The sequence below is a fragment of the Streptomyces griseus genome, from assembly GCF_001715295.1.
GTDB lineage: Bacteria > Actinomycetota > Actinomycetes > Streptomycetales > Streptomycetaceae > Streptomyces > Streptomyces griseus_G.
The window spans coordinates 639,664-662,268 of sequence record NZ_MDKB01000004.1; the positions used below are offsets into that span (position 1 = coordinate 639,664).

Annotated in this window: 26 protein-coding genes and 1 pseudogene; 14 read left to right on the forward strand and 13 right to left on the reverse strand. The window is 70.1% G+C overall.

From position 1 onward, the window contains the following. Positions 1–33 precede the first annotated feature (33 nt). Both BA175_RS24505 and BA175_RS24510 read left to right on the forward strand, forming a co-directional pair. A complete protein-coding gene (locus BA175_RS24505) occupies positions 34–957 on the forward strand; it encodes a phosphatase PAP2 family protein (RefSeq protein ID WP_069173637.1) in 924 nt (307 codons plus the stop codon). 126 nt (positions 958–1,083) lie between these two features. Next, a complete protein-coding gene (locus tag BA175_RS24510; protein WP_139131412.1) occupies positions 1,084–1,392 on the forward strand; it encodes a hypothetical protein in 309 nt (102 codons plus the stop codon). A 165-nt stretch (positions 1,393–1,557) separates the two neighbouring features. Here the strand turns inward: BA175_RS24510 and BA175_RS24515 are convergent, their stop codons facing one another. Then, complete coding sequence (locus BA175_RS24515; protein WP_069173639.1) at positions 1,558–2,247, reverse strand: DJ-1/PfpI family protein; 690 nt, start codon at positions 2,245–2,247, stop codon at positions 1,558–1,560. 99 nt (positions 2,248–2,346) lie between these two features. On the opposite strand from BA175_RS24515, the gene BA175_RS24520 reads away from it, so the two are divergent. Then, a complete protein-coding gene (locus tag BA175_RS24520; RefSeq protein WP_069173754.1) occupies positions 2,347–3,315 on the forward strand; it encodes a GlxA family transcriptional regulator in 969 nt (322 codons plus the stop codon). Between the two features lie 286 nt (positions 3,316–3,601). On the opposite strand, the gene BA175_RS24525 is transcribed toward BA175_RS24520, so the two are convergent. After that, positions 3,602–4,603 carry a helix-turn-helix transcriptional regulator gene (locus BA175_RS24525; protein ID WP_069173640.1) on the reverse strand — a complete coding sequence of 334 codons (1,002 nt, stop codon included), beginning with the start codon at positions 4,601–4,603 and terminating at the stop codon, positions 3,602–3,604. Positions 4,604–4,753: 150 nt separating this feature from the next. Between BA175_RS24525 and BA175_RS24530 the strand changes: the two genes are divergently transcribed. Continuing rightward, entirely contained in the window at positions 4,754–5,176 is a 423-nt protein-coding gene (locus BA175_RS24530) for a VOC family protein (RefSeq protein WP_069173641.1), read from the forward strand. Between the two features lie 169 nt (positions 5,177–5,345). Here the strand turns inward: BA175_RS24530 and BA175_RS24535 are convergent, their stop codons facing one another. Together BA175_RS24535 and BA175_RS24540 are read right to left on the reverse strand one after the other, a co-directional pair. Beyond that, positions 5,346–5,750 carry a DUF6086 family protein gene (locus BA175_RS24535; RefSeq protein WP_069173642.1) on the reverse strand — a complete coding sequence of 135 codons (405 nt, stop codon included), beginning with the start codon at positions 5,748–5,750 and terminating at the stop codon, positions 5,346–5,348. A 150-nt stretch (positions 5,751–5,900) separates the two neighbouring features. Beyond that, the gene (locus BA175_RS24540; protein WP_069173643.1) at positions 5,901–6,299 is read right to left on the reverse strand and encodes a MerR family transcriptional regulator; all 399 of its coding nucleotides are present in this window, start codon (positions 6,297–6,299) and stop codon (positions 5,901–5,903) included. A gap of 116 nt (positions 6,300–6,415) precedes the next feature. Here BA175_RS24540 and BA175_RS24545 point away from each other — a divergent pair, with 116 nt between their 5' ends. Beyond that, entirely contained in the window at positions 6,416–7,132 is a 717-nt protein-coding gene (locus BA175_RS24545) for an SDR family oxidoreductase (RefSeq protein ID WP_069173755.1), read from the forward strand. A 6-nt stretch (positions 7,133–7,138) separates the two neighbouring features. On the opposite strand, the gene BA175_RS24550 is transcribed toward BA175_RS24545, so the two are convergent. Beyond that, the gene (locus BA175_RS24550) at positions 7,139–7,888 is read right to left on the reverse strand and encodes a transposase family protein (protein WP_069173644.1); all 750 of its coding nucleotides are present in this window, start codon (positions 7,886–7,888) and stop codon (positions 7,139–7,141) included. Between the two features lie 173 nt (positions 7,889–8,061). Here BA175_RS24550 and BA175_RS24555 point away from each other — a divergent pair, with 173 nt between their 5' ends. Continuing rightward, the gene (locus tag BA175_RS24555; RefSeq protein ID WP_069173645.1) at positions 8,062–8,742 is read left to right on the forward strand and encodes a hypothetical protein; all 681 of its coding nucleotides are present in this window, start codon (positions 8,062–8,064) and stop codon (positions 8,740–8,742) included. A gap of 645 nt (positions 8,743–9,387) precedes the next feature. Here the strand turns inward: BA175_RS24555 and BA175_RS24560 are convergent. After that, positions 9,388–10,035 (reverse strand): TetR/AcrR family transcriptional regulator, encoded by a 648-nt coding sequence (locus BA175_RS24560; protein WP_069173756.1) that lies wholly within the window; start codon positions 10,033–10,035, stop codon positions 9,388–9,390. Positions 10,036–10,086: 51 nt separating this feature from the next. Between BA175_RS24560 and BA175_RS24565 the strand changes: the two genes are divergently transcribed. The 3 genes from BA175_RS24565 to BA175_RS24575 all read left to right on the forward strand — a co-directional run bounded on the left by BA175_RS24565 (position 10,087) and on the right by BA175_RS24575 (position 12,901). After that, complete coding sequence (locus BA175_RS24565) at positions 10,087–11,007, forward strand: SDR family NAD(P)-dependent oxidoreductase (RefSeq protein WP_069173646.1); 921 nt, start codon at positions 10,087–10,089, stop codon at positions 11,005–11,007. Between the two features lie 472 nt (positions 11,008–11,479). Beyond that, positions 11,480–12,193 carry a class I SAM-dependent methyltransferase gene (locus tag BA175_RS24570; protein ID WP_069173647.1) on the forward strand — a complete coding sequence of 238 codons (714 nt, stop codon included), beginning with the start codon at positions 11,480–11,482 and terminating at the stop codon, positions 12,191–12,193. Positions 12,194–12,598: 405 nt separating this feature from the next. Beyond that, on the forward strand, positions 12,599–12,901 hold the full coding sequence (locus tag BA175_RS24575) for a hypothetical protein (protein WP_069173648.1): 303 nt from the start codon (positions 12,599–12,601) through the stop codon (positions 12,899–12,901). A gap of 639 nt (positions 12,902–13,540) precedes the next feature. On the opposite strand, the gene BA175_RS24580 is transcribed toward BA175_RS24575, so the two are convergent. Further along, the gene (locus BA175_RS24580; protein ID WP_254667965.1) at positions 13,541–13,777 is read right to left on the reverse strand and encodes a hypothetical protein; all 237 of its coding nucleotides are present in this window, start codon (positions 13,775–13,777) and stop codon (positions 13,541–13,543) included. A 247-nt stretch (positions 13,778–14,024) separates the two neighbouring features. Here BA175_RS24580 and BA175_RS30725 point away from each other — a divergent pair, with 247 nt between their 5' ends. Further along, the gene (locus BA175_RS30725; RefSeq protein WP_107407632.1) at positions 14,025–14,234 is read left to right on the forward strand and encodes a hypothetical protein; all 210 of its coding nucleotides are present in this window, start codon (positions 14,025–14,027) and stop codon (positions 14,232–14,234) included. Between the two features lie 46 nt (positions 14,235–14,280). Here the strand turns inward: BA175_RS30725 and BA175_RS24590 are convergent, their stop codons facing one another. Next, on the reverse strand, positions 14,281–14,859 hold the full coding sequence (locus tag BA175_RS24590) for a TetR/AcrR family transcriptional regulator (protein ID WP_069173650.1): 579 nt from the start codon (positions 14,857–14,859) through the stop codon (positions 14,281–14,283). Positions 14,860–14,940: 81 nt separating this feature from the next. On the opposite strand from BA175_RS24590, the gene BA175_RS24595 reads away from it, so the two are divergent. Beyond that, a complete protein-coding gene (locus BA175_RS24595; protein ID WP_069173651.1) occupies positions 14,941–15,714 on the forward strand; it encodes an SDR family oxidoreductase in 774 nt (257 codons plus the stop codon). Positions 15,715–15,746: 32 nt separating this feature from the next. Next, positions 15,747–16,115, forward strand: coding sequence for a VOC family protein (locus tag BA175_RS24600; protein ID WP_069173652.1), 369 nt, complete (start codon positions 15,747–15,749; stop codon positions 16,113–16,115). Positions 16,116–16,428: 313 nt separating this feature from the next. Here the strand turns inward: BA175_RS24600 and BA175_RS24605 are convergent, their stop codons facing one another. Beyond that, positions 16,429–16,989, reverse strand: a complete 561-nt coding sequence (locus BA175_RS24605; protein ID WP_069173653.1) for a TetR/AcrR family transcriptional regulator — start codon at positions 16,987–16,989, stop codon at positions 16,429–16,431. Between the two features lie 96 nt (positions 16,990–17,085). Here BA175_RS24605 and BA175_RS24610 point away from each other — a divergent pair, with 96 nt between their 5' ends. Together BA175_RS24610 and BA175_RS24615 are read left to right on the forward strand one after the other, a co-directional pair. Then, a complete protein-coding gene (locus BA175_RS24610; protein ID WP_069173654.1) occupies positions 17,086–17,829 on the forward strand; it encodes an SDR family oxidoreductase in 744 nt (247 codons plus the stop codon). A 139-nt stretch (positions 17,830–17,968) separates the two neighbouring features. Then, positions 17,969–18,186: pseudogene (locus BA175_RS24615) on the forward strand (monooxygenase); the annotation flags it as partial. Between the two features lie 203 nt (positions 18,187–18,389). On the opposite strand, the gene BA175_RS24620 reads toward BA175_RS24615, so the two are convergent. The 4 genes from BA175_RS24620 to BA175_RS24635 all read right to left on the reverse strand — a co-directional run bounded on the left by BA175_RS24620 (position 18,390) and on the right by BA175_RS24635 (position 22,324). Beyond that, entirely contained in the window at positions 18,390–19,646 is a 1,257-nt protein-coding gene (locus BA175_RS24620) for an MFS transporter (RefSeq protein WP_069173656.1), read from the reverse strand. Continuing rightward, on the reverse strand, positions 19,643–20,791 hold the full coding sequence (locus tag BA175_RS24625) for a PLP-dependent cysteine synthase family protein (RefSeq protein WP_069173657.1): 1,149 nt from the start codon (positions 20,789–20,791) through the stop codon (positions 19,643–19,645). The genes BA175_RS24620 and BA175_RS24625 overlap by 4 nt, the downstream gene beginning before the upstream one ends. Before the next feature lie 727 nt (positions 20,792–21,518). Beyond that, positions 21,519–21,956 (reverse strand): hypothetical protein, encoded by a 438-nt coding sequence (locus BA175_RS24630; protein WP_069173658.1) that lies wholly within the window; start codon positions 21,954–21,956, stop codon positions 21,519–21,521. Between the two features lie 20 nt (positions 21,957–21,976). Beyond that, positions 21,977–22,324 (reverse strand): hypothetical protein, encoded by a 348-nt coding sequence (locus BA175_RS24635; protein ID WP_069173659.1) that lies wholly within the window; start codon positions 22,322–22,324, stop codon positions 21,977–21,979. Positions 22,325–22,605 lie beyond the last annotated feature (281 nt).

A 22,605-nucleotide genomic window follows, 5' to 3' on the forward strand; every position in this document is an offset into this window, starting at 1 on the left:
CGACCGAACTCCCCCTACGGAAGAAACAGAGCGATGACTCAGCACGATTCCCAGCCCCTGCCCGCGCACCGGCCGGGGGCATCGACGCAGGCCCCCGGGACCCCCGACGGCACCGGCCCGACGCGTACGACACGGCCGTGGATGCCGGCTCTGCTGTACACCCTGGGGTTCCTGACGGTCTATCTGCTCGCCGTCTGCACCCCGTGGGGGCAACGAGCGGAGAACGCCCTGTTCGGTCTCGGTGAACAGGGGAGCGAGAGCGCATGGATCTACCCCCTGTCCGGAGCGACCTACGGCTCGACGCCCCTGCCGCCGATGGAATTGAGCGCCAAGCCCACCCTGATGGTGGGCCTGGCCGTCATCGTGGTCCTCACCCTGGTGCGGCGGTGCTGGTGGCAGGGGTGCGCGGCGCTCGGGGTCGTCGTTCTCACGACCGGCGGCAAGGAGGTGCTCAAATCGACCATCCTGCCCCGCCCCGATCTGGTGGGAGCGCCGGAGAATCTCCTTGACCAGGGTTTCCCCAGCGGGCACACGGCCATACCCGCCGCGCTGACCCTCGCCGCCGTCCTCGTGGTCTGCCCCCGTATCCGCCCCTACGTCGCCACGGCCGGTGTGCTGTGGCTCGCCTGCATCGCCGCCGCCAGCGCGACCATGGGCGGCCACCGGCCCAGCGAAGTACTGGGAGCCGCGCTGTTGGCCTGTGCCTGTTACGGCCTCGCCACCTGGCTGCTGCCGCCGGCCGCCGTGCCGGGCGCCACGCGGAGTCCCCGTGCGCTGCCCGCCATCACCCTGACGTTGGCCCTGGCCGTCGCCCTCGTTTCCGGCGCGCGGAGCGACACCCTCACCAGGTCACTGGTCTCCGCGGCGACGGGCTTCGTATGTGCGGTCCTGGTCTGGTACGCCGCAGTCGGGCGGCCCGCACCCACCGCACGCCGCACACGCCCCGCACGGGACTGACCACCCGGCCGGCTCCGGGCGGGAACCGGTGCCGAGACGCCACCGGTCGGACTCGGCGACAAGGTCGTCCCGTTCCCTCCGGCTCTACGGCGTGCACGTGCCCCGGACGGAAGCAGGGGAAGAAGCGTGAGAAGCACCGGTAAACCGCCGCAGTCAGTGGACACCGGCATCAGCTTCAAGGTCGGTGACATCGTGGACGCCGTGGAACGTGACCTGCCCGCGGGATACCCAGCACCACCGACGGGCCCGTGGCGTGCGGTCATCGCAGAGATGGCGCAGGAGATCCCGAGCGGGGACATGTACGGCCGGTGGCGCCCCTGGTGGGTCGGTCTCCACGCGCTGTGCCTCGACGGTCTCGCGGCCGCGCTCAACGGTCGGGCGGACGTCAGCCGACGGGCCGGCAGCACTGATCGCGAAGTGCATCCCGACATGTGACGACCCGCTCCATGGCATCTACGAGGGAAGGAGTTCACGAGCCCTGGGCTGACGCCACGCTCGACCTGCGTCGGGGTGGCCGGGCGACCGTCCGCGCCCGATGGCCGTGCTTCGGGTTCGACGTGGTGCGGCACCGTGCTGGGGGCCTCCCGGCCGCGGTGGTGCTCAGGTGGTCAGGCGAGCCAGGAGGGCGGGATGGTCTGCCAGGACCGATTCCACCATGGCCTGGAATTGGGGCGTGAAGAAGTCGAGGTCGACGGTCCGCCAGTCGATGCCGCCCAGGGGTGGCTGCGGGTCGTACTCGATGAGGAGCTGGACCGTGCGGGCGGTCTGCTCGCCCGCGAGGCGTTCAACCAGGTGGAGGGCCATGTCGATACCCGCTGACACTCCGGCGGCGGTGATCACGGGGCCGGCCTCGACCCAGCGTTCGACGACGGGCGTCGCTCCGAACTTGGCCAGTAGGTCGCGGACGCCCCAGTGAGTGGTGGCCTGCCGACCGTCGAGCAGGCCGGCGGCGCCCAGGATCAGGGAGCCGGTGCACACCGAGCCGACGACCTCGGCCGTCCGCGCGGCCTGCCGGATCCAGTCCAGCAGGGGCTCGTTGGCCAGGGCGGCGATGGTGGGCTCGGTCCCGCCGGGCACGATCAGCGCGAAGGGTTCGGTGACCTGGTCGAAGGTGTGGCTCGGCGTCAGCTTCAGCGGAGTGTCGGTGTCCAGGGGGGTGAGGTCCTGGCCGACGACGGCCACCTCGAAGGACGGGTCGATCTGGGCGAGCGCCGACAGCACCTGGAGCGGCCCGACCAGGTCGAGCGGGGTGATGCCGGGATAGAGCACGAAGGCGAGTGTCTTGGTCATGCCGTCACCTTCGGCCCCAGGCCGTGGGAGCGCCAAGGGAAGACAGTGACCAGGTCGGAATTCTTGGGATACACGTCTTTCCGACATAGGGTCCTGGTCATGGAGGAACGAGTGGTGGTCGTCGTCGGATACGACGAGGCCGAGTTGCTGGACATCGCTTGCGTGACGACAAGCTTGATCACCGCCAACCGGCTCGGAGCCAGCCCTGCCTATGCCGTGAGCGTGGCCACCCCGGGAGGCCGTGCGATCACGTGCGACCCGGGGCTCACGCTGCAGGGCCGGCGGTCCCTGGAGCGGCTGAGGGGACCGCTGGACACGCTGATCGTCTCGGGAGGCCTCGGCCACGATGCCGCGGCGGACAATCCGAGGATCATCGGCCATGTCCGCCGTCTGGCCAGGGAGAGCCGCAGGGTGGCCTCGGTCTGCACGGGGGCGACCGTCCTGGCTGCCGCTGGTCTGCTCGACGGCAAACGCGCCACGACTCACTGGCTGAATGCCGAGCAGTTGGCCCGCACCTACCCGGAGATCACCGTGGATCCCGCTCCGATCTACATCCGCGACGGAAGTGTGTCCACCGCGGCGGGCGTCACCAGCGCCCTCGACCTCACCCTGGCCTTCATCGACGAGGACCATGGCGCGGAACTGGCGCGCGCAGTGGCCCGCGGGCTGGTCACCTATCTGCAACGGCCGGGCAACCAGGCGCAGATGAGCATGTTCACAGCCACCCCAGCACCCACGAACACCCTGGTCAAGCGAGCCGTCGACCACATCGTCAGCCACCTGGCCGGCGACCTGACCGCAACCGCACTGGCAGCCGAGGCGGGGGTGAGCGAACGCCACCTGACCCGCCTGTTCCTCGACCACCTCGGAAAAGCACCAGGCCGATTCGTCCGCGACGCACGCACCGCAGCCGCCGCTCACCTCCTGACGTCGACCTCACTACCCGTGGCGAGCGTGGCTGCACGCTGCGGTTACAACACCGCTGAAACGCTCCGCCAGGCATTCGTCAGCCGCTACGGGACATCGCCCTCGCGCTACCGGGCAACGCAAAGCACACCAGCTACCTGAAGGCACCGCCGTGCTCCGCCCACCTGGGACCACCACCGATCAGAGGCCAGGCCAGCGTTTTCACCCCGCCCACGTCCAGCCCCAGGCATTCGGACGGTTCCGATACCCGACTCCATCATCAGCCATCGACCCGGTGGACGCCGTCGAAGTCCATCCGCCTCTGGTCGGATGCCGCCGGCGACGCGCTGCCCCTGGGCGCACATCTCGATGGCGACGTGCCGCACAGGGTTCGTGGCCGGAGTGTCCGACCGGAGGGTACTTTCCTGCAGCGTCGTGGGTTCCGTTCTCACGGCGCCGGGACGGTCTCCGGTTCCGTGGTGATGGCTGCCCGAGCGTAGCGGGCGGCGAGAGCCCCGAACGCGGTGGCCAGTTGAGGCGGGCCGATGACCTCGATGTCGGTGTCGAAGCGACCGATGGCGGCGGCGAGTCCGGTCCATGACCAGGAGCCGAGGACGAGTCGGCAGCGGTGGGGACCGAGCTCCACGACGATGCCGTCCTGGGCGAAGGGCGCGACGTCGGCGGCCGGGAGGTGGAGGACGACCTCGCCTCGGCAGGGCCAGTCGGTGCCGGTGCCGTCGTTGCCGCGGAACCGGCTGGTGATGAACGCGGAGACGTCGCCGCCGGGGAGGTCGCGCGGAGCGAAGCGGGGACCGGTGGGTACGCGAGGGCGGAGGCGGTCGGCGCGGAAGGTGCGCCAGTCCTTGCGGTGGAGGTCCCAGGCCACCAGGTACCAGCGATGCCGCCGGACGACCAGGTGGTGGGGCTGCACACGACGGGCCTCGCCGGCCGGGGCGCCCGGGCCCTGCACGTAGTCGAAGCGCAGTTCCTCGCGGGCGTGGACGGCGCGGCTCAGGTCCATCAGGACCTGAGCGTCGACCTGCGGGGTGTCGCCGGCCGAGGCGGGCGGGTGGACGGCGGTGACGTGCATCAGGTCGATGCGGTGGCGCAGGCGGGGCGGCATGACCTGGCGGAGGGTGGCCAGCGCGCGGGAGGCGTCTTCGGCGACGGTGGTACCGACGGCCGCGGTCCGCAGCGCGACGGCCAGGGCGACGGCCTGTCCGTCGTCGAACAGCAGGGGCGGCAGGTGAGCGCCCGCCTCCAGACGGTAGCCACCGGCCGGCCCTTTGACGGTCGTGATCGGGTAGTCGAGTTCGCGCAGGCGGTCGATGTCACGACGGACGGTGCGTGAGGTGACGCCGAGACGCCCGGCGAGATCGTCGCCGGACCAGTGACGGGTCGTCTGAAGGAGCGAGAGCAGCGCGAGCAGCCGAGCGGACGTCCTGTGCATGCCTCCATGGTCCCTGAAGTACCGGACACACCCTGTCCTCCACCCCTGCCATTGTGCGTACGAGCCGTCCGGGAGACATGCCCCCGGTCACGGCCGCCGCTCGGCGGCCGACGGCGCACATGTGTCACCCATCGAGGCAAGGAGCAGGTCATGTCCGTCACGACCACCACCCACCTGAACTTTCGGGGCACCGCACGGGAGGCGCTCGACTTCTACCGGTCCGTCTTCGGCGGGCGTACCGTCGCGGTCACCTACAAGGACGCGGGCGCCGTGCGGAACGAGAGCGAGGCGGACTGGGTCATGTGGGGCGAGGTGGCCGGCGCCGACGGCTTCCACGTCATGGCCTACGACGTGCCCTCGCAGCTGCCCTGGAACCAGGGCGAGAACGCGTTCTTCGTCTCGGTGCGGGGAGACGACGCCGAGGAGATCAGCGCCCTGTGGGACAAGCTCGCGGAGGGGTCGACCGTCGTGAGTCCGCTGGCACCCGCGCAGTGGGCGCCGCTGTACGGCATGCTCACCGACCGCTTCGGCGTCACCTGGGTCCTGGACGTCACCGCTCCGTACAACGGCTGAACCAGCTGACCTGCACCTGACCATGCCCGCGCCGTCCGGGCCGCCACAGCCACACGGGCGGCCGGGACGGCGCGGGCGCGCCACACGTACGGCAGCGGGAGGAACGCGTGTCCTCCTCTATACATAGGGCAGCGCTTGCGAGCCTGTCGCGGGTGCTGACAGATGAGGATCATGGCGCCATGCGTCGGGTGAGCTCGCGTGACTTCTGCCGCAGCGCGGCTGTCCATTCCTTTGCATCGGGATCCGAAGCCGTCTTGAGATAGGCGCTCTCGGCCGCCTGCCAGTTCACCTCGATGTTCGCTTTTTCAGCCAGAGCCAGCACTGTGGCGACGAACCCTTCGGCCATGGTGGCCATGACGGCGTGCCTGGTCCGGCCATGCCAGGCGAGCAGGGCGTCGACGAACGCTGCGAACGCGCTGGGGTCGATCTGACACTCGTCAGCTTCCATGAGGCCGAAGCCGGATGGCAGACCCACTTCGGCTCGATAGACGCCGACCTGGCTCATGAACAGCCGGGATGCCCCGTTGGACGGGTTCCACAGGGTTTGGTCGCCCACTATGTAGTACTGGCTCACGTCAGCCTCTCACTGCTGGTCCTAAGGGGTCGACATTACGGTCAGTGAGCGTTTTCAGCGTGGCCACTGATCGGGTGACGGGATCGGTTCTCGTCACGCACGAGGCTCCCGCGCCGTCCACCACATGGCTTCCTGGCAGGAGAAGGACGTCTACGGGGCGGAACTACTTGCGGCTGCCTGGTCGAGTGTGGCCGGACACGAGTCGGAGTCCGGGTGTGTGGCGAGGGCGATCAGGGCGTCGAGGCGTTGGCCCGCCGCCTGCAACTCGGCGATCTTCGCCGTCGTGCGGGCACGTTCGTCAAGCAAGCGCGCCAGCAACTCGGGACCGACGTGGCGTGCATCGATAGCCGGCAGGAGTGAGGCGATCACGCGGCTGGTGAGCCCGGCTGTGTAGAGCTCGCGGATCAGCCGTACACGGTCTTCGGCCGACTGCGGGTAGACCCGCTGTCCTCCTGCCGTGCGCGAGGAACGCAGCAAGCCCTGCTCCTCGTAGTAGCGCAAAGCGCGCGTACTGACGCAGGCCCGGTCGGCCAGCTCTCCGATACGCACTGTGACTCGCCCCTCGCTCTGCGGTGTCCGATTTGCCTTTGACGTTGACGTCAAGTTCTAGCGTAGGCGCGAAGGGCGGGAGCAATCGCCGTCCTCCGCCCGATGAAAGGATGATCATGGACATTGCTGGTTCCACCGCGCTCGTGACCGGAGCCAACCGGGGCATTGGCCGGCGCTTCGTTGACGAATTGCTGGCCCGCGGAGCCGAGAGGGTCTACGCGGCGACCCGCAGCCCGGAGACGATCACCGCATCCGACCCCCGCGTCAGCCCGCTGTACCTGGACCTCCTCGACGAGAAGTCGATCACGGATGCGGCCGCCGTCGCACAGGACGTGACACTGCTGGTCAACAACGCTGGCATCGCCACAGGAGCCAACCTGCTGACCGACGACCTGGACGACGTCCGGCGAGAACTGGAGACGCACCTCTTCGGCACCCTCCGCGTCATCCGCGCCTTCGCTCCGGTTCTGGCCACCCACGGCGGCGGAGCGATCGTGAACGTCCTCTCCGTACTGTCATGGGTTGCCACCCCCCAGGGTTCGGGCTCCTACTCCGTGGCCAAAGCCGCCGAGTGGAACATGACCAACGGCGTACGCGTCGAGCTCGCCGGACAGAAGACCCTTGTCCAGGGTGTTCACCTGGGGGCAGCGGACACCGACATGATGGCGGGCACCGACGCCCCCAAGATCGATCCCGTCGACGTCGCACGCGCCAGCCTTGACGGTGTGCAGAGCGACTCCCTCGAAGTGCTGGTCGACGACCCCAGCCGCTTTGTCAAGGCGGCCCTGGCCGGCGACCCGGCACAGCTGTACGGCCCTGCGCCCGCCAAGTGAGCCTTCTCAGCGTTGCCTCTCCAGCGTGAGTACGGCTCTGGTGATGACGGTCATGCGGTTGGGGCTGATGCGGGATCGTCGGAAGATCTGCCAGGTCTTCAGGCGTGCCATGCCGCGTTCGACTGGAGCTCGGGCTTGGGCGAGGGCGCGGTTGACGGTGCGCTGGGTAGGGGTGAGTTCCCCGCCGGGCGGTCGCCTGATCCCGGTGGTGACCCAGGGGCCGGCGCCTTGGTAGGCGCGGTCGGCCAGGACGGGGACACCTTGTCGCTCGCAGATCCGGATAATGCGGTGGGTGCGGGCCGCGGTCAGGTCGTGGGTCCGCCCCGGCAGGGCGGGTGAGATCCACAGGAGCCTGCCACTGGGGTCGGTGACGACTTGGACGTTCACCCCGTGGCGGCGGTGCTTGGCCGAGTAGTCGGCGCGACTGTCACCGACGCGGTCGCATTCGGCGAGGGTCCCGTCCAGGAGTACAAATTCAGGGTCTTCCTCGCGCAGTGTTTTCAGTAGGCCAGGAGCGCGGTCGGCGAGCATACCTGCGACCGAGGTGACGTAGGCGTCGGCGGTGCCGACGGATATCCCGAAGCCGGCGGCGATGTGGGCGAGGGTGTCGTGACGATGCAGGTACACGAGCGCGACGAGCGCACGCTGGTGCGGCGGGAGCTTGCAGCGGCGGTCGCCTTCGCGGGTGACGATGAGCATCGTGACCCACTCGACCAGGGCGTGAGGCAGATCCAGTGCGGCAGGATAGGGAACCAACGAGGCTCCTGCGCCGATGGGTTGAGACTTCGAACATCTTCCCCAACGGTACGGGAGCCTCGTCCGTTTCGACCCTGCGTCCGCCAGCAGCCCAGTCACCCGATCGGTGGCCACACTGAAAAGGCTCAGTCAGTCCTTGACGGAAGTGAGCCAGAACCCGGTTGGATGAGCACGTGACTGTCCATGACGTAGCTCGCAGACTGCCCTCCCTCGCGGACCTGCGGAACCTGTGCCGCTCGCTGGCAATGCTCGATGCGATCCTGAGCCCGGACTGGGAAGGCCGGTACCACTCCTTCGGCGCCGGCTGGTCCGATGGCGAGGAGGTGGCCTCGATGCGCAACGGGTCGGGGGACGAGTACTCCATCGTCTTCACGGCGGCCGGGGCGTATGTCCGCGGCTTCGACCACGAATCACCGATGAGCCCGTACGGCAACGACGGCGAGCCCTGGCCGGGAGTGATCGACGAGGTGTCGGAGGTCTTCAGGCGCTTCGTCGTGGAGCCGGCGTTCACCGACGAGGACGGGGTTCCCGTCGTGACGGTCTGCCTGTGGCGGGGGTTGACGGACGATCGGTGGCAGCACGGCGTGATCGACTTCCCCACCGGTCGTGCCGACCCCGACGGGGCAACGCGCCTGTTCGCGCTCCTGGTCGACGGTTCACCGGAAGTGTTCCAGCGCTTCGCCGAGGACTACTACGAGGTGCCCGTGGACCTGGAAGCGGTCCGCGACGTGTACGACCTGCGGCCGCTGAGCCAGGAACTCGTGTCGTCGCTGAACTCGGAGGTGGCCCTCACGGAGCTGGCTGAGGACATCGCCGAGATCGGCTATCCGCAGCCGGTCCGGCACGCGATCTGAGCTTCGACTGCCGGTGACGGGCGGGGAGTCCGGCCGGACGGCGCCTGCAGGTGGCCGCCTGCCGCCTGCCGCCTGTCGACTCCGGGTGCGAGAAGTCGAGGTACAGGAAATCCCGGAGGCGACCGATCTTGCTGGGGGTTCGCCCACCTCGTGAGAGCTTCGAGCTGACGGGGGACTGCCCCAGCGCGCAGTTCGCGGACGTCTTCGCGGAGGTCGGGGATGTGATTGGGCAGCGTGCCCGGGGAGACGCCGAGGAGCTCGGTGATCGAGGTGACGAAGCGGCCCGCGTCGGGCAGCGGGTCGCGGGCGGCGCGGATGACTTCCTCGGTGGCGACGCCGGGGCGCCCGACGACCCGGCCGCGGGCACGGGCGGTCGCCACGCCCTCGTGGGTGCCGAAGACGAGGAGCTCGCGGAAGAACTCCGCCAGGTCCGGTCGCCCCGGCGGGGCGACCGCAGCAGACGAAGGCTCTTGACGAACCGGCACGTGCTCAGGAGACCCGGCCGATGGTGCGGATCGCTTCCGCGACCGGCACGGCGAAGGCACCCAGGAGGTACGGGTTGAGCCAGACGAAGGAGGAGGACCAACTCATCGGGTCCTCGCCGTCCTCGCACGGGCCTCTGCCGTCGAGGCGGCGTGGACGCCGCTATGTCATTGCGCCGGCGTCCGTGACCACGCGGACGAGGGTGTCGACGAGTTCGTCGGCGGTGGTGTGCCACTTGTCCATGTCGAGGTGGCCGCTGAGCTCCATGCCCGCGATGCCGTGGGCGCTGGTCAGCAGCAGGGCGCCGTAATGCCGTGCGTTCCGCTCTCCCGCGAGCGCGGCGACGAGGGCCAGGAACTCGTCCTGAAAGCGCTCGGCCGCGCGGTCGGCCACAGTCGGGTCGCCTTCCGGCCCGCACAGCTGACGCCGGATGCGATCCATCCCCTCACCGAGCTGCCCAGGAAGATTTGCGCGCCGCCTGAACAGCACCTGGTACAGGTGCGGCTGGTTCCGGCCGACGTCGATGAGGGCGCGTAGAGCGCCGCACAGCTTCTCGGGGGCAGTCAGGGCCGCGTCGGTCCGAAGAGCGTGTACCTGGTCGCCGATCCGTTCCCAGCTTTCGGCCGCGACGGCGGTCAGCAGGCTGTCCTTGCCCGTGAAGTGCCGGTACGGCGCCCCCCGGGTCACACCTGCCCGCGCGCCCACCTCGCGCAAGGTGACCGCCTCGGGGCCGCCGACGTCGAGGAGCTCTGCGGCCGCGTCGAGCAGAGCGCGGCGGGTGGCGGCGGCGGACTCGGCACGGGTGGTCATGGCGCCCATCATACAGTTGACATTGTCATCTGAGGCGGTACCGTAACCGAGGTGACAACGTCATCTGAAGTCCAGAAACTGATCGTCGTGACCGGAGCCTCCACGGGCATGGGCGCGTCAGCTGCCCGCGAACTGGCTCGCCAGGGATTTCACGTCCTGGCCGGCGTGCGACGCGACCGTGACGCCGACGCCATCCGATCGACCGGCGTCGAGCCGGTCATCCTCGACATCACCAAGTCCGAGCAGGTGGAAGCACTCGCCGCGCGGGTCGCCGACGACCCGCGCGCGCTGCACGCGCTCGTCAACAACGCCGGCGTCCAGGTGAACGCCCCGGTCGAAGCCCTGCCGATGACGGAGTGGCGGCAGGTGTTCGAAGTCAACCTCTTCGGCCACATCGCCGTCACTCAGGCGCTCCTGCCCGCGCTGCTGCGCAGCAAGGGTCGTGTGATCAACATCAGCTCGGTCGGTGGCAAGTTCGCCATGGCCACCTACGGCGCGTACGCCGGCGCGAAGTTCGCCCTGGAGGCGGTCAGCGACTCGCTCCGCCGCGAGGTCGCTCCGCTGGGCGTACAGGTCGTCGTGGTCGAGCCCGGAGGCGTCCGCACGGCGATGGCTGCTCGCGGGGTCGAGAAGGCGAACCGCCTGGCTGCCCGGATGACGCCGGAGCAGGACGAGCGTTACGGCAGCCTGGTCCGGGCGAACAATACGTTGATGGCCTCGGGCACCGCGTCAGGTCTGACCGCCGACGCCGCCGCCCGGGTCATCGCGAGGGCCGTGACGACGCGTAGACCGCGCACCCGCTACACCGCCGGCCGGGATGCCGCCCTGATCATGCGCCTGGGCCCGATGCTGTCCGACCGCACGCTCGACCGCGTCCTCGCCGCCAACCTGCGCCGTCACTACCCGAAGGGAGCCGTTGGCCGACGCGGACTCCGCGAACGCCTCCGCCCCCTGGGGTGCGGCCACCGGTGAGCTCACCGCCAACGGGCAACGTGCCCTCCTGCCCGGGTCGAGGACTCCCCCGGCGTCCAGCCGCGGTTTCGCTGCACGAGCATCGCACCGTGGCCGGACGAGCTGGGCCCGGCAGCGTGGACGATCAGGGGTGAGACCGGGTTCGGCGGCCGCCTCCAGACCTTCGTGGGCGAGGCCGAGGCCGCCGACGGCCTGGTGGTGGACGGCGCGCGCCAGTCCGGTGAGCCAGTGCGCGCGTCCGTTTACGTGATCTGCCGCCGGAAGCGTTCCTGGGCTGTACCTTCCGATACACGCCGCAGGACGGCCCTGGCCTGCACCGGATCGGTGGCGTACTCCGCCCGCAGGACGTGCATGAGGGCGACGCGGGCGTCGACGGAGCGCCCCCTGCACGCGGGTCCGTGCTCGGAGAGCATCCGGCCCGCCGTTCTGCCGGCAGGACGACGCCGCACACCGCTGCAGAGGAGCTGCAGGTATGACAGACACGGATGAACGCCTGACGCGCATTCAGGAGGTCCGACGCCGACTCGCGCAGGAAGGGCCGCCACGGGCACGAGACCGTGAGGGGGACTTCGAGACCGTCACGGTGCCCGAACGCCACTGCGACGAACTGCGCGACCTGATGGTGGCGGAGAGGGCCGAGAAGGTCGTCGAGGTCGGTCTCGCGTACGCGAGTTCCGCGCTGGCCATCGGCGAGGCACTCGCGATCGTGAACCGTCCGCTGCCTCGGCACATCGTCATCGATCCGTACCAGGGCCGGGAGTACGCCGACGCCGGCTGGGACCTGATGTGCTCAGCGGGGCTGGACGAGATCGCCACTCTGATGCTCGATCCCTCGTCTGTCGCACTCCCCCGGCTCCTCACCGAGGGGTTTGTCGCCGACGCGGCGTTCGTGGACGGCAGTCACCGGTTCCACGAGGTCTTCGTCGATCTCTACTTCCTGCGCAAGATCGTCCGGCCCGGGGGGCTGATCGTCGTCGACGACGACTGGTGGCCGTCAGTACACACAGCCGCGTGTTATTACGAGCGGAACCTGGGATGGACAGTGATCCCGGACGCTTTCCCCGACGCCTTCCCCGACAAGGCGATCGGCGTCGGACCGCAGGGCGGTCAAAGGCCTCGATGCAAGGCCTTTCGCCTGCCTGACCCCTCGTTCGAGCCGTCCTTCGAGGACTTCCGCGCGTGGTGACCGGCGCGGGCCTAGTACGGCTGGAAGCCCTTCACCGTCTCTCCTCGGTCGATCGGTCGGCGGCGTCCGCTGTCACTTCGGCGGGGCACGGGGGCGCCTGGGGCGGCCGACTTCAGAAGGAAGCGCCTGCTCATATCGAGTCGGGACGCCGTGCGAGTTGACGCCGGACCAGAAAACAGTGAGGTCAGGCGCCGACCCCGGATTTTTCCGCTCCGCTTCACGGCAGCACGGAGAGCCCCGCTGGTTGTCGGCCCAACCCCGTTATTCCGGAAACCCTTTAGCGGACCATCGGGCTTCTGCGGGTGCTGAATTTCCTGTCGGATGTCAATATGAAGCTGTGCAGTTGTTCCGAACTATCGCGCGCCACAGGCTTTGCGACGGGCGATACGCAGAAAGGGGAACGTCATGACGGACATCGGAATCTGGACCAACAAGTCCGATCGCACGGTCCTGGTCGCCAATAGCGAGAACGAGAAGGGCTTCCCAGTCGGATCACTCTCCGCCAGCAGCTCCCACAACGTTCTTCCCTGGGAGAACAGGGGGTTCCTCTACATCGACACCAAGAAGGCGATCTACCGCTATCAGGAACGCAACAACAAAATATATGGCGGCAGGGACGAGGAGGCGGTCTCGGACCTGGGGCCCTGCAGCTCCAACATGCAAGTCACCATCGACAGCCAGGGCAACGTGGTCTGGAGCGCCCGGTAGGTCCGATCTCGCATAAGCCCTCGTCGGGGACGAGGGCTTATCGCTTCCCGGATATCGGGCCTCTCCGGGAGAGGGCAGACTTGCCCAGATCATTAGCCGACCCACCATCCACCTGAGGACTGTCCCGCAATCCCGGCGGGCGCGAGACGGCAGCTACGGCACCTCGTCGCGATCTCGGAACGCCCACATACATCCAGTATGCGGACGCCCCTCCGCCGTGCGATGCACCGCATCTGACGCCGCTCACTGATCCACCGGGAATTGCGGGACAGCCCTTGGTTCAGAGAAGCTTGCATCCGCCGCCCCTTCCTGCGGCCCGACTCCCGAGCAGAGGCCCCGCTTGGAGGAAATCCGCGCGAACCTGCTCGACCGGCTCCAGGAGACCAAGAAACAGAGGTGACTCGGCAGGGTCGCCGCGATCGAGGCCGGCCTCGCCGCCGCCGAGCGGGAACTCGCCGCCATGCGCGACCTCTCGGCCCGGCACACCACCCTCCACCTGGGCATGGCCGACTTCCGCAGCAGTGCCGGATGTCTTGATGCCGAGCAGTGACAGCGGGGCCGCCTCGCATCAGTACCGTCGGTCCACAGCCTCAACGACGCTGCGGAGTTCGCGCGACCGGCGACGGGACATCGCCGGCATCACCGCTTCGAGGAACTCGCGAGCCTGCCACGGATCACCGCAACAGGCCACTCCGCGCAGCCACCGCTCTCGTACTCCCACAACCGTCGATCCGGCTGGGGGACAAAGCTCCGCCAGCGCACCATCGCCGACGCGATCGAACCCGGCCACAGGTACTTCTTCTGACGTTCGATCCGCCGCACCTCGGCGAGTGCGGCCGAGGAGAGGCCACGGATGGCCGTGATGTCGTCATGCATCCGGCGCCGGCGCGCCAACTCGGCCCGGACGCGCCCAGGCCGCCTACGCGGCGTGGGCCTCTCTGTTGATCGTCATGCCGGCCATCTTCCCATCTGCGGTCGCTACGCGACCAGGCCGGATTGACCCGCACCCCGGGCGGCATCCGCGAGTAGCGACCGGAATCGCAAGGAAACCGGCTGCTCGTCTGCGATCTCCATCAGGAGGTCGCAGACGAGCTCCCATTCTTGGTGGCGTTGACAGTCGCGCATGTCGTCGACCGTCACACCGCTGTCGGCCCGGGCGCCCTCGGGGAGTAGATCAGTCGCCCACCACTCCCCGCTCAAGCACGCCGACCTCAGTGTGCTGCGCCGCGACGACCTCACCGCCGGTCTCCCGGCCGCCGGCGCCCTGCGCCCGCCGCACGATCCCGACTCGGTGGAGCTGGACGAGGACGACGCCGGGGGCGGCCAGGAGTGACCGGCAGGACCTGGGAGCAGAGCGGCGCAGGTGCCCGGCCACCGACTCAGGATGACTGCAGAGCGCCGTGTCGCAGGCCGTCGAAGAGGAGGGCGGTGATCTGCCGGGCCTCGACCAACCAGCCCTCCGTGGCGCGCATTCCGCAGATGCCGCCCAGGGCGCGCAACAGGGTGGAGCCTGTGACGTCGTCGCGGACGGTGCCGGCCGCGCTGCCGGCTTGGAGCAGCTGGGAGAGGGCGCTGGACATACGGGTACGTGCGTCATCGAAGACCGGTGAGTCCGTGGCCATGATGCTTTCCAGAACACTGGACATCCCCTTGCCCACCGCCGCGTGGTCCACGAGCAGCAGCAGGAAGCGCCGCAGCGCCTCCTCCGGGGTGTGTTGGTCCAGCAGGACGCCGGGCGCGGCGCACAGGTCGTCGACCTCTTTGCGGTAGACCTCCTCGATCAGCGCTTCGCGGGTCTCGAAGTGGCGGTAGAGCGTTCCGACCGCGACGCCGGCGCTGCGGGCGATGTCCTCGACGTGCGCGTCGGTGTCGCCGCCGAGGAACGCCTGGCGGGCCGCGGACAGCAGTGCCTCGCGGTTGCGTCGCGCGTCGGCGCGCAGCGGGCGTGAAGCCGGCAAGGGAGCCCCCATAAGGTGAGTCTGGTTCCGTTTACGTGTACCGTTTCCGGAGTCAGGTTCATATTACGGAGGAGAGACCCCATGCCCATCACGGACAACAGCCTCGACGGCCTGCGGGTACTGGTTACCGGCGGCAGCCGGGGCCTGGGCGCGGCGACCGTGCGCCGATTCGTCACCGCGGGCGCGACCGTGCTGACGGCCTCCCGCAGCCGGCCAGAGGGGGGCGGCGGTGCCACATTTCTCGCGGCGGACCTCTCCACTCAGCAGGGCGTGGCCGAGCTCGGACGCCGTGTCGTCGAGCAGGTAGGCGGCGTGGACGTGCTCGTGAACAACGCGGGTGCAGCGAGCGCCCCGGCGCCGACCCTGAGCCGGTCGGACGAATCCTGGCTGGCGGACCTGGAGATGAACCTCCTCAGTGCCGTGCGCCTGGACCGGGCCTTGGTGCCGGGAATGGTCGAGCGAGGCTCCGGCGTCGTCGTGCACGTCTCCTCGATCGCCAGCCAACTGCCTCAGCGCACCGAGGCGTCCTACGCCGCCGCCAAGGCCGCACTCAACACCTACAGCCGCGAACTGGCCACCGAGGTCGGCGAGCACGGGGTGCGCGTGGTCTGCGTACTGCCCGGCTTCGTCGTCACCGACGGTGCCACCGCCCACCTGAAACACCTGGCCGAGAAGCAGGGCATCACCAGCGAGGAGGTCACGCAGCAGATCGTGGACCACCTGAAGGTCCCCCTGGGCCGCCCCGGAGATCCCGAGGACGTCGCCGAGATGATCGCCTTCCTCGCCTCCGGCCGGGCGAAGTGGCTCACCGGAGCGCAGTTCCGCGTCGACGGCGGCATCATCCCGACCGTCTGAGCGACCACCGACACCACGAACAGGACACCCCCATGCCCCTCACCCTGACCTCTGTGATCATCGACGCCGCCGACATCGAGAAGGAGAGCTCCTTCTGGCATCGGCTGCTCGGCGGCTCCCTCACGCCCACACCGACCCACCACTTCGTTCAGGCGCCCGGTCTCCCGGTGATCGTCGTCCAGTCCGCCCCCGGACACCCCGCCCCGAACTGGCCGGACGGCACCTCCCAGCAGATGCATCTCGACTTCGGTGTCGACGACCTCGCAACCGCCGACCGCACGGCCACCGACGCCGGCGCCACCCGCCTGCGGCCCACCGACGAGGTCGATCCGGAAACCCGCACCGGCAGCCGCGTCTACGCCAGCCCGGCCGGGCACCCCTTCTGCCTGCGCTCGAACTGAGCCGTTCACCGCCCCCCGAGCCGCACTCACGCTGCTGCTGAACGCGGACGGAGCGAGGACCACGTGGGTGTCTACGACGGGTTGTAGGAGGGCTCGGAGGTCAGGCCCCTGGGACGGTGTCGGCTGCGGTGGAGCAGCCGACGCTGTCGGCGTGTCAGGGCGCCGCGTCGGCTGCAGCGAGCGGGAGCGACCCCGTCGGGGGGCCTCCTCCCCGGTGTTCACGACGAGCACCCTCACGTGAGCCGTCATCAGGGCCGGAGCCGCAGCCTCGTACCGCAGGACCGCACCGCCGGGCGCGGCCGGGCCTCCGCTCTCACCGGTCCGCGCCTGGTCGGGCAAGACCGTCGAGGATGACGTTCATCAGAGGCCGGGCCCTCGAGTCCCACTCGTCCTGGTCCAGTCGGCTGAGGTAGGCGATGAGCAGGAGGACCCCGTGGGCGTCCGCGTCCGCGCGGATGGAGCCTGCCGCTTTCCCGGCGTCCAGCAGGTGACCGAGGGCGTTCTCGATGGGGTTGTGGCTGTGGGCGACGAGGTCCTGCCATGCGGCCGCCTCGAGCGCTGCCAGGACGCCGCGCTTGATCTCGGCGTAGTCGATCACTCGGTCGAGCCAGTGCCGCAAGGCCTCGACGGGCTCGTGCTCCGCCAGCAGGGCGGAGGCGGCGGCCACGAGTTCTTCGACGTCGCGCCGGTAGACCTCGGCGAGGAGCGCTTCGCGGTTGGGGAAGTTCCGGTAGAGCGTTCCCTGTCCCACGCCCGCGCGCTTGGCGATCTCGTTGAGGTGGACGTGGCTGGACTCGGCGAGGGCCGCGCGGGCGGCCTCCAGGATGCGGGTCCGGTTCTGCGTCGCATCGGGACGGCGTGCTGGTGCACCCATAGGGCCTCTCCTGACGTTCCACCCACCACAAACGGACACGTGTCCGGTAGGGTGGGTCATCCAGCGGACACGTGTCCACTTTACTTGGAGGCCGCAGTGCTCTCTCTCCACGACAAGATCGTCGCCATCACCGGAGCCAGTGGCGGAATCGGCGAGGCCACGGCCCGTCTGCTCGCCCGGCGCGGTGCTGCGGTCGTCCTCGCGGCGCGCCGCGGTGAGCGCATCGACGCCATAGCGCGGGACATCCGGGAGGAGGGGGGTCGTGCCGCCACGTGCGTCGTCGACGTGACGCGGGCCGAGGACCTGCAGCGCCTGGTCTCCACCACCATCGACCGGTACGGCCGTCTCGACGTCCTGGTGAACAACGCCGGGGTCGCCCCGATCAGCCCCCTGGCCGACCTGGACACCGAGAGCTGGTCGGCCATGATCGATGTCAACCTCCGCGGCACGCTCAACGGCATCGCCGCCGTGCTCCCCGTCTTCCGCGACCAGGGGGCGGGCCACCTGGTCAGCATCATCTCCGTGGCCGGCCTGCACGGCACGTCCCCCTCGATGGCCGTCTACGCCGCGACCAAGAACGCGGTGCGCACCGTCCACGAGGGGCTGCGCACGGAGTCCACCGACGGGGTGGTACGCACGACGGCCGTCTCGCCGGGATACATCCGCACCGATCTCGCCGACTCCATGACCGACCCGCGCATCCGCGAGCGGACACGCACGACCATGGACGCGGTGGGGATCCCTCCCGAGGCGGTCGCCCGCGCGGTGGTCTTCGCCGTCGAGCAGCCCGGCGACGTCGAGATCGGCGAGATCAACGTCCGGCCCACCGTTCAGGCATGACATCTGCTGTCACCGGTCATGTGGGAGCGGAAGCGAAGCGGACGCGCGCGCACCCGGTGATGCCCGGCAGTCACCGTCCTGCGGTGACGGAGCGAAGGGTCCGCGGTCCCGGTCACCTCCGTGGGCCCGCGGGGCGCGCGTCGCGACCTCGTGGCGGACCGCATCGGCCGGCCTGCTGGAGAAGCTCCTGCCGAGCTTCCGCCGCCCGGCGGACCGACAGCCCTCGAAGCGGCCTACGAGCTCGCGGACGCCGCCAAGATGAACGAGATCCGCGCCCGCGTCGAGCGGATCGTCACCGAGGCGGACACAGCGGAGAAGCTCACCCCCTGGTACCGGTACGCGTGCAAGCGCCCCACCTCGGCCTCGCGCGCGTAGCGGCGATGGAGGAGGCGGCGGCCGCCGGCGACCCCGGCACGGTCCGCACGTGACCGCTGCCGGTGCCCGTATCAGGGGCCCCGGGCAGCCGCTTCGCCTTCGTGGTGGGTCGCTCTTCACGGTGCTGCCGTGGTGGCGAAGGCGGTGCGTCCCGCTCCGCCACCACGTCCGTCAGCGCCGGAGCGTCAGGCGGCCGTTGGCTGCGGGGCGGGACGGGCGAGGCGTCCGGTGCGGGCCAGGGCCCCGACCGCGGCGGCGCATCCGGCGCCGGTCGCCGCCAGGGTGACCCACACCAGCCAGTTCGCCCCGCGCGCATGGGCGTAGTCCCACAGGGCCCCGCACACCAGGTTGCCCAGGGTGATCCCCAGGCCGGAGACGGTGTGGTAGAGGCCGTAGTGGGTGGCGACCAGCTTGTTGCCGGACAGGGCGACGACGGTGTCCATCTCGAACGGGTAGACCACCGCCCCGGCAGCGGCCAGGACCGCGACCGTCACCACCAGCGCCCCCAGCACCGCCGGCACGGACGAGGCGGGGGCCAGGGTGAGGGGGAGAAAGGCCGTACCCATGGCACCCAGCCCGACGACCAAGGCCTGATGGGGAGAGAAGCGCTGCTTGGCCCAGCCGGTGAGCCGCAATTGCCCGGCCACCGCCACGGCGGCGGAGACGACGAACAGCGCGCTGGTCACCTTCGGGCCGTCGGCGCCCAGCGCCGCGTCAGCGGCCAGCGGCAGGGCGAGGTAGACCTGGAAGGTCAGCACGTACGAACCGATCATCGCTGCCGAGAACAGCAGGAACGGCCGGTTCGCGGCAACCGTCCGCCACAGGGCCCACACGCCTGCCGTCTCCCCGGCACTCGCTCCGGTACCGGCGCCGCGCCGCTGCGGAAGGGTGCGTGCCTGCAGCACACTGAGTACGGCGAAGACGGCCGCCGCGACCGTGCACACCAGGCGGAAGTCGGCGGCCAGCAGTGCCAGCCCGACCAGGGGGCCCAGCAGCATTCCGGCCTGGTAGTAGACGTTGAACGTGGCGAACGCGTCCACCCGCCGCTCACCGGCCTCGGTCGCGAGGTAGGCGCGTACGGACGGGTTGAACAAGGCACCGGCGAAACCGGTCGCCGCCGACGCCGCGATGAGCGCGGGCAGCGAGTCCACCCAGCCCAGCAGCGCGAACCCCAGCGTCCGCACCACGCAACCGGCCAGGATGGGCGCCTTGTAACCGAACCGGTCGGCGATCGTGCCGCCGATCAGGAACATCCCCTGCTGAGAGAGGTTACGCACCCCCAGCACCAGCCCGACCGTCCACGCGGCCAGCCCCAGGTCATCCGACAGGTGCGCGGCCAGGTAGGGCATGAGCATGTAGAACGCCAGGTTGATGGCGAACTGGTTGACCATCAGAAGCCGTGCCGGCGCCGGGAAGGAGCGGGTCTGGGCAAGGAGCTTCATCGGCCGGCCCCCGCCATCTGCCCGGCCAGGCTCTCGCCCGCAGCCGCGGGCCGCTCCACGCTCCGGCAGCGGGTCCAGCAGGTGACGACCGCCTCGGACGCCCGTCCGATCTCCCCCGGGTCGTCGGCCGGCACATGCCCCAGCAGCCGGTGCCGACGGCACCAGTCGTCATCGAAGACGGTCTGGACGTAGCGGTGCGGGCCGTCGGGGAAGACGGCCGCGATCCGCTCCTCGGCCGGCGAGGTACGCGCCACCCACCGCGCCACGAGCGCGACCGCGCCGACACTCCACCCACCGGTGGCGTACCGGGTCCGCGCCAGCGCACGCGCCGCCCACACGGCCTCCGGCGCGGCCACCCAGTGCACCTCGTCGAACAGGTCGTAGGCGACGTTGCCGGGGTAGATACTCGATCCCAGCCCCCGCATCAGCCGGGTCCCGGCGGGTTGCCCGAAGATCGTGGACGCGCAGGTGTCCACTCCCACCACGCGCAGGCCGGGGAAGAACGAGCGCAGCACCCGGCCGATGCCGGCGGAGTGCCCGCCGGTGCCCACCGACACCACCAGCGTGTCGATCCGGCCCAGCTGCGCGACCAGCTCATGGGCCAACGGGGCGTAGGCGACCACGTTGTCGGGGTTGTGGTACTGGTCCGGGCACCACGCGGCCGGGTGTTCGGCCAGCAGCTCCGCCACCCGCTCGCGCCGGGCCTGCTGCCAGCCCCCTTCCGGGTGCGGCTCGCCCACGAGGTGGACCTCGGCGCCGTAAGCCCGCAGCAGCCCGGCGACCTGAGGCTCCATCCCCGGATCGGTGACCACCGACACGGGATGCCCGAACACCACACCGGCCAGCGCCAGTCCGAGCCCGAGGGTGCCGGAGGTGGACTCCACGATCCGCGCGCCCGGCAGCAACTGCCCGCGCTCGCGGGCCGCGCGCACCATGTACAGCGCGGTGCGGTCCTTGATCCCGCCCGGGTTGTGGCCCTCCAGCTTGGCCCAGAAGCCCCGGCCTGCGGCGGTGAACGGCTCCCCCACCCACAGCACCGGTGTGTCCCCCACCAGCGCGGCGGGCGACGGCGCCGACCGCGCACCGGCGGCCAGCAGCTGAGCAGGAGAGGAGACAGCAGAAACGGCAGAAGACAGATGAGTCATGACGGCTCTCCCACCACCCTCCGCGCCACGGCATGCGCCGGCGCGGCAGGACGGTGTACAGGATCGAGTGACAGCGGGAACACGCGCCGAGCGGCCCCGCCCGCACGGAAAGCCTCCGCGCGGGCCGAGCGGCCACCCCGTCAGTTCCGCCACACCTGCAGCGCCGCCCGTACCCGGCCCGGGCCGGGTACCCCTGCCGCCGCGGACGGCGGGCCGCGCACCGCCCCCGGTCGTTCGTCCGCCCCACCCCCCTGCGCGGCCGGTGGCGGCAGCGGTACCGTGCCCGGCTCCGCCTGGGTCACGGCGGGCTCGTCCACCCCCACGCACGCCTGCATTCCACCGTGATGCTGCTCGCACGATCCGTCCCCCGTGGCCACGTGAGCCGCGCCCGCGGAGGGCGGCGACGCACCGGCCCCCAGGACCGCCAGCGCGTCGACGCGCCCCGTGTCCGAGGACAACGGGCCATGAGCGCAGCCCACCAGATGAACCACCACCGCGAGCACCACCCACCACGACCAGGCCGGAGCCCGTCGGTGAGGTACCGCAGCGATCATCACTCGCTCAAAGTAGCCGAACGGCTACGTAAAGTTCTTGTCAAGGGGCATCCCCTCCGGCCGGGCCGGAGGCGGGCCCCGGTCGCCCGGCCACACGCCACCGGGCCCCCGCGCGTCCGTCAGGACGTCCCCGGAGGCCCGGCCCTGCCCGGGGCAGGGTGGAGGCAGGCGCATCAGCCGCTGGTGGTCCAGTTGTGCCAGGTGCCGTTGTAGTGGCAGTTCTGGTAGTAGCGGTAGCCCTTCTTGATCACGTAGACGATGACGCAACGACGAGGTGAGCCGGTGCCGTTGTCCCCCACCATGTCGTCGGCACGGCCGTTGCCCGGCATCTCCTTCCAGCCCCCGGCGTTCTTCCAGGTGTGCCAGATGTGGCGGTTCGGCGCGATCACGAAGACCTCGTCGGTCCGTCCGTCCCGGTTCCAGTCGATGTAACCGGCCTTCAGGTCCGTGCCGCACCTGTAGTGGCCCCGGTAGCCCCAGGCCTTGACCGGACACGACTTCCGGGCTGCGGTGGGCGGGCCGGTGGTGGACGACGCGGCCGGCAGCGCCGCGCCCGCCAGTACCGTCAGGGCCGCCGTGGCGACGAGGAGCGTCCTGGTGACGATGTTCATGGCTTCTCTCCCCTTCCCGCTCAGCAGACCACGGTCCGGTCGTACCGGCCGCCGACCGTCCGGAAGAGCCAGCCGGACCCGTTGGGCATGGACCTGCACCCGCTGTCCGACCAGTTCTTCACGATCACCTTGACGCGCATGGTCTTGCCGCAGAAGTTGCGGAGGTGGACCCGGACTCCCCCGTCGGGGTTGTTCGTGACACTCGTGCGTTCGATGCAGGCGGGCGCGGTGCCGGCGGCGGTGATCTGCCCGGCCCTGCGGTCGTGTCCGGTGTCGGCCCGGCCGTCGGCCGTGGCTCCGCCGACGAGGCCCAGGGTGAGGGCGGCCGCCGCGGCTGACGTGGCGAGGGCCGATGTGATCCTGTGCATGACTTCTCCTTCTCCGTCGTGACCGGCGGACGGTGCGAGCGGTGGAACGGGCCGCACCGTCCGGCGTGGCCCTACCGAGATTGCTGGCCAATCTCGAAGGGGGCCAGGGGTGTCGGGGCGGTTGGGACACCGTGGGACGTCCCCCGTGCCGACCTGCGAAGACGTGGGACGGGATGCCGGGTCGCCGGGACGCCGGACCGCTCGGCGGGGTGGCCGACAAGGTGCGGGCGGGGGGCGGGGCCAGTGACCAGGAGCCCGCGCCGGGGTTGACCACGGTCGGA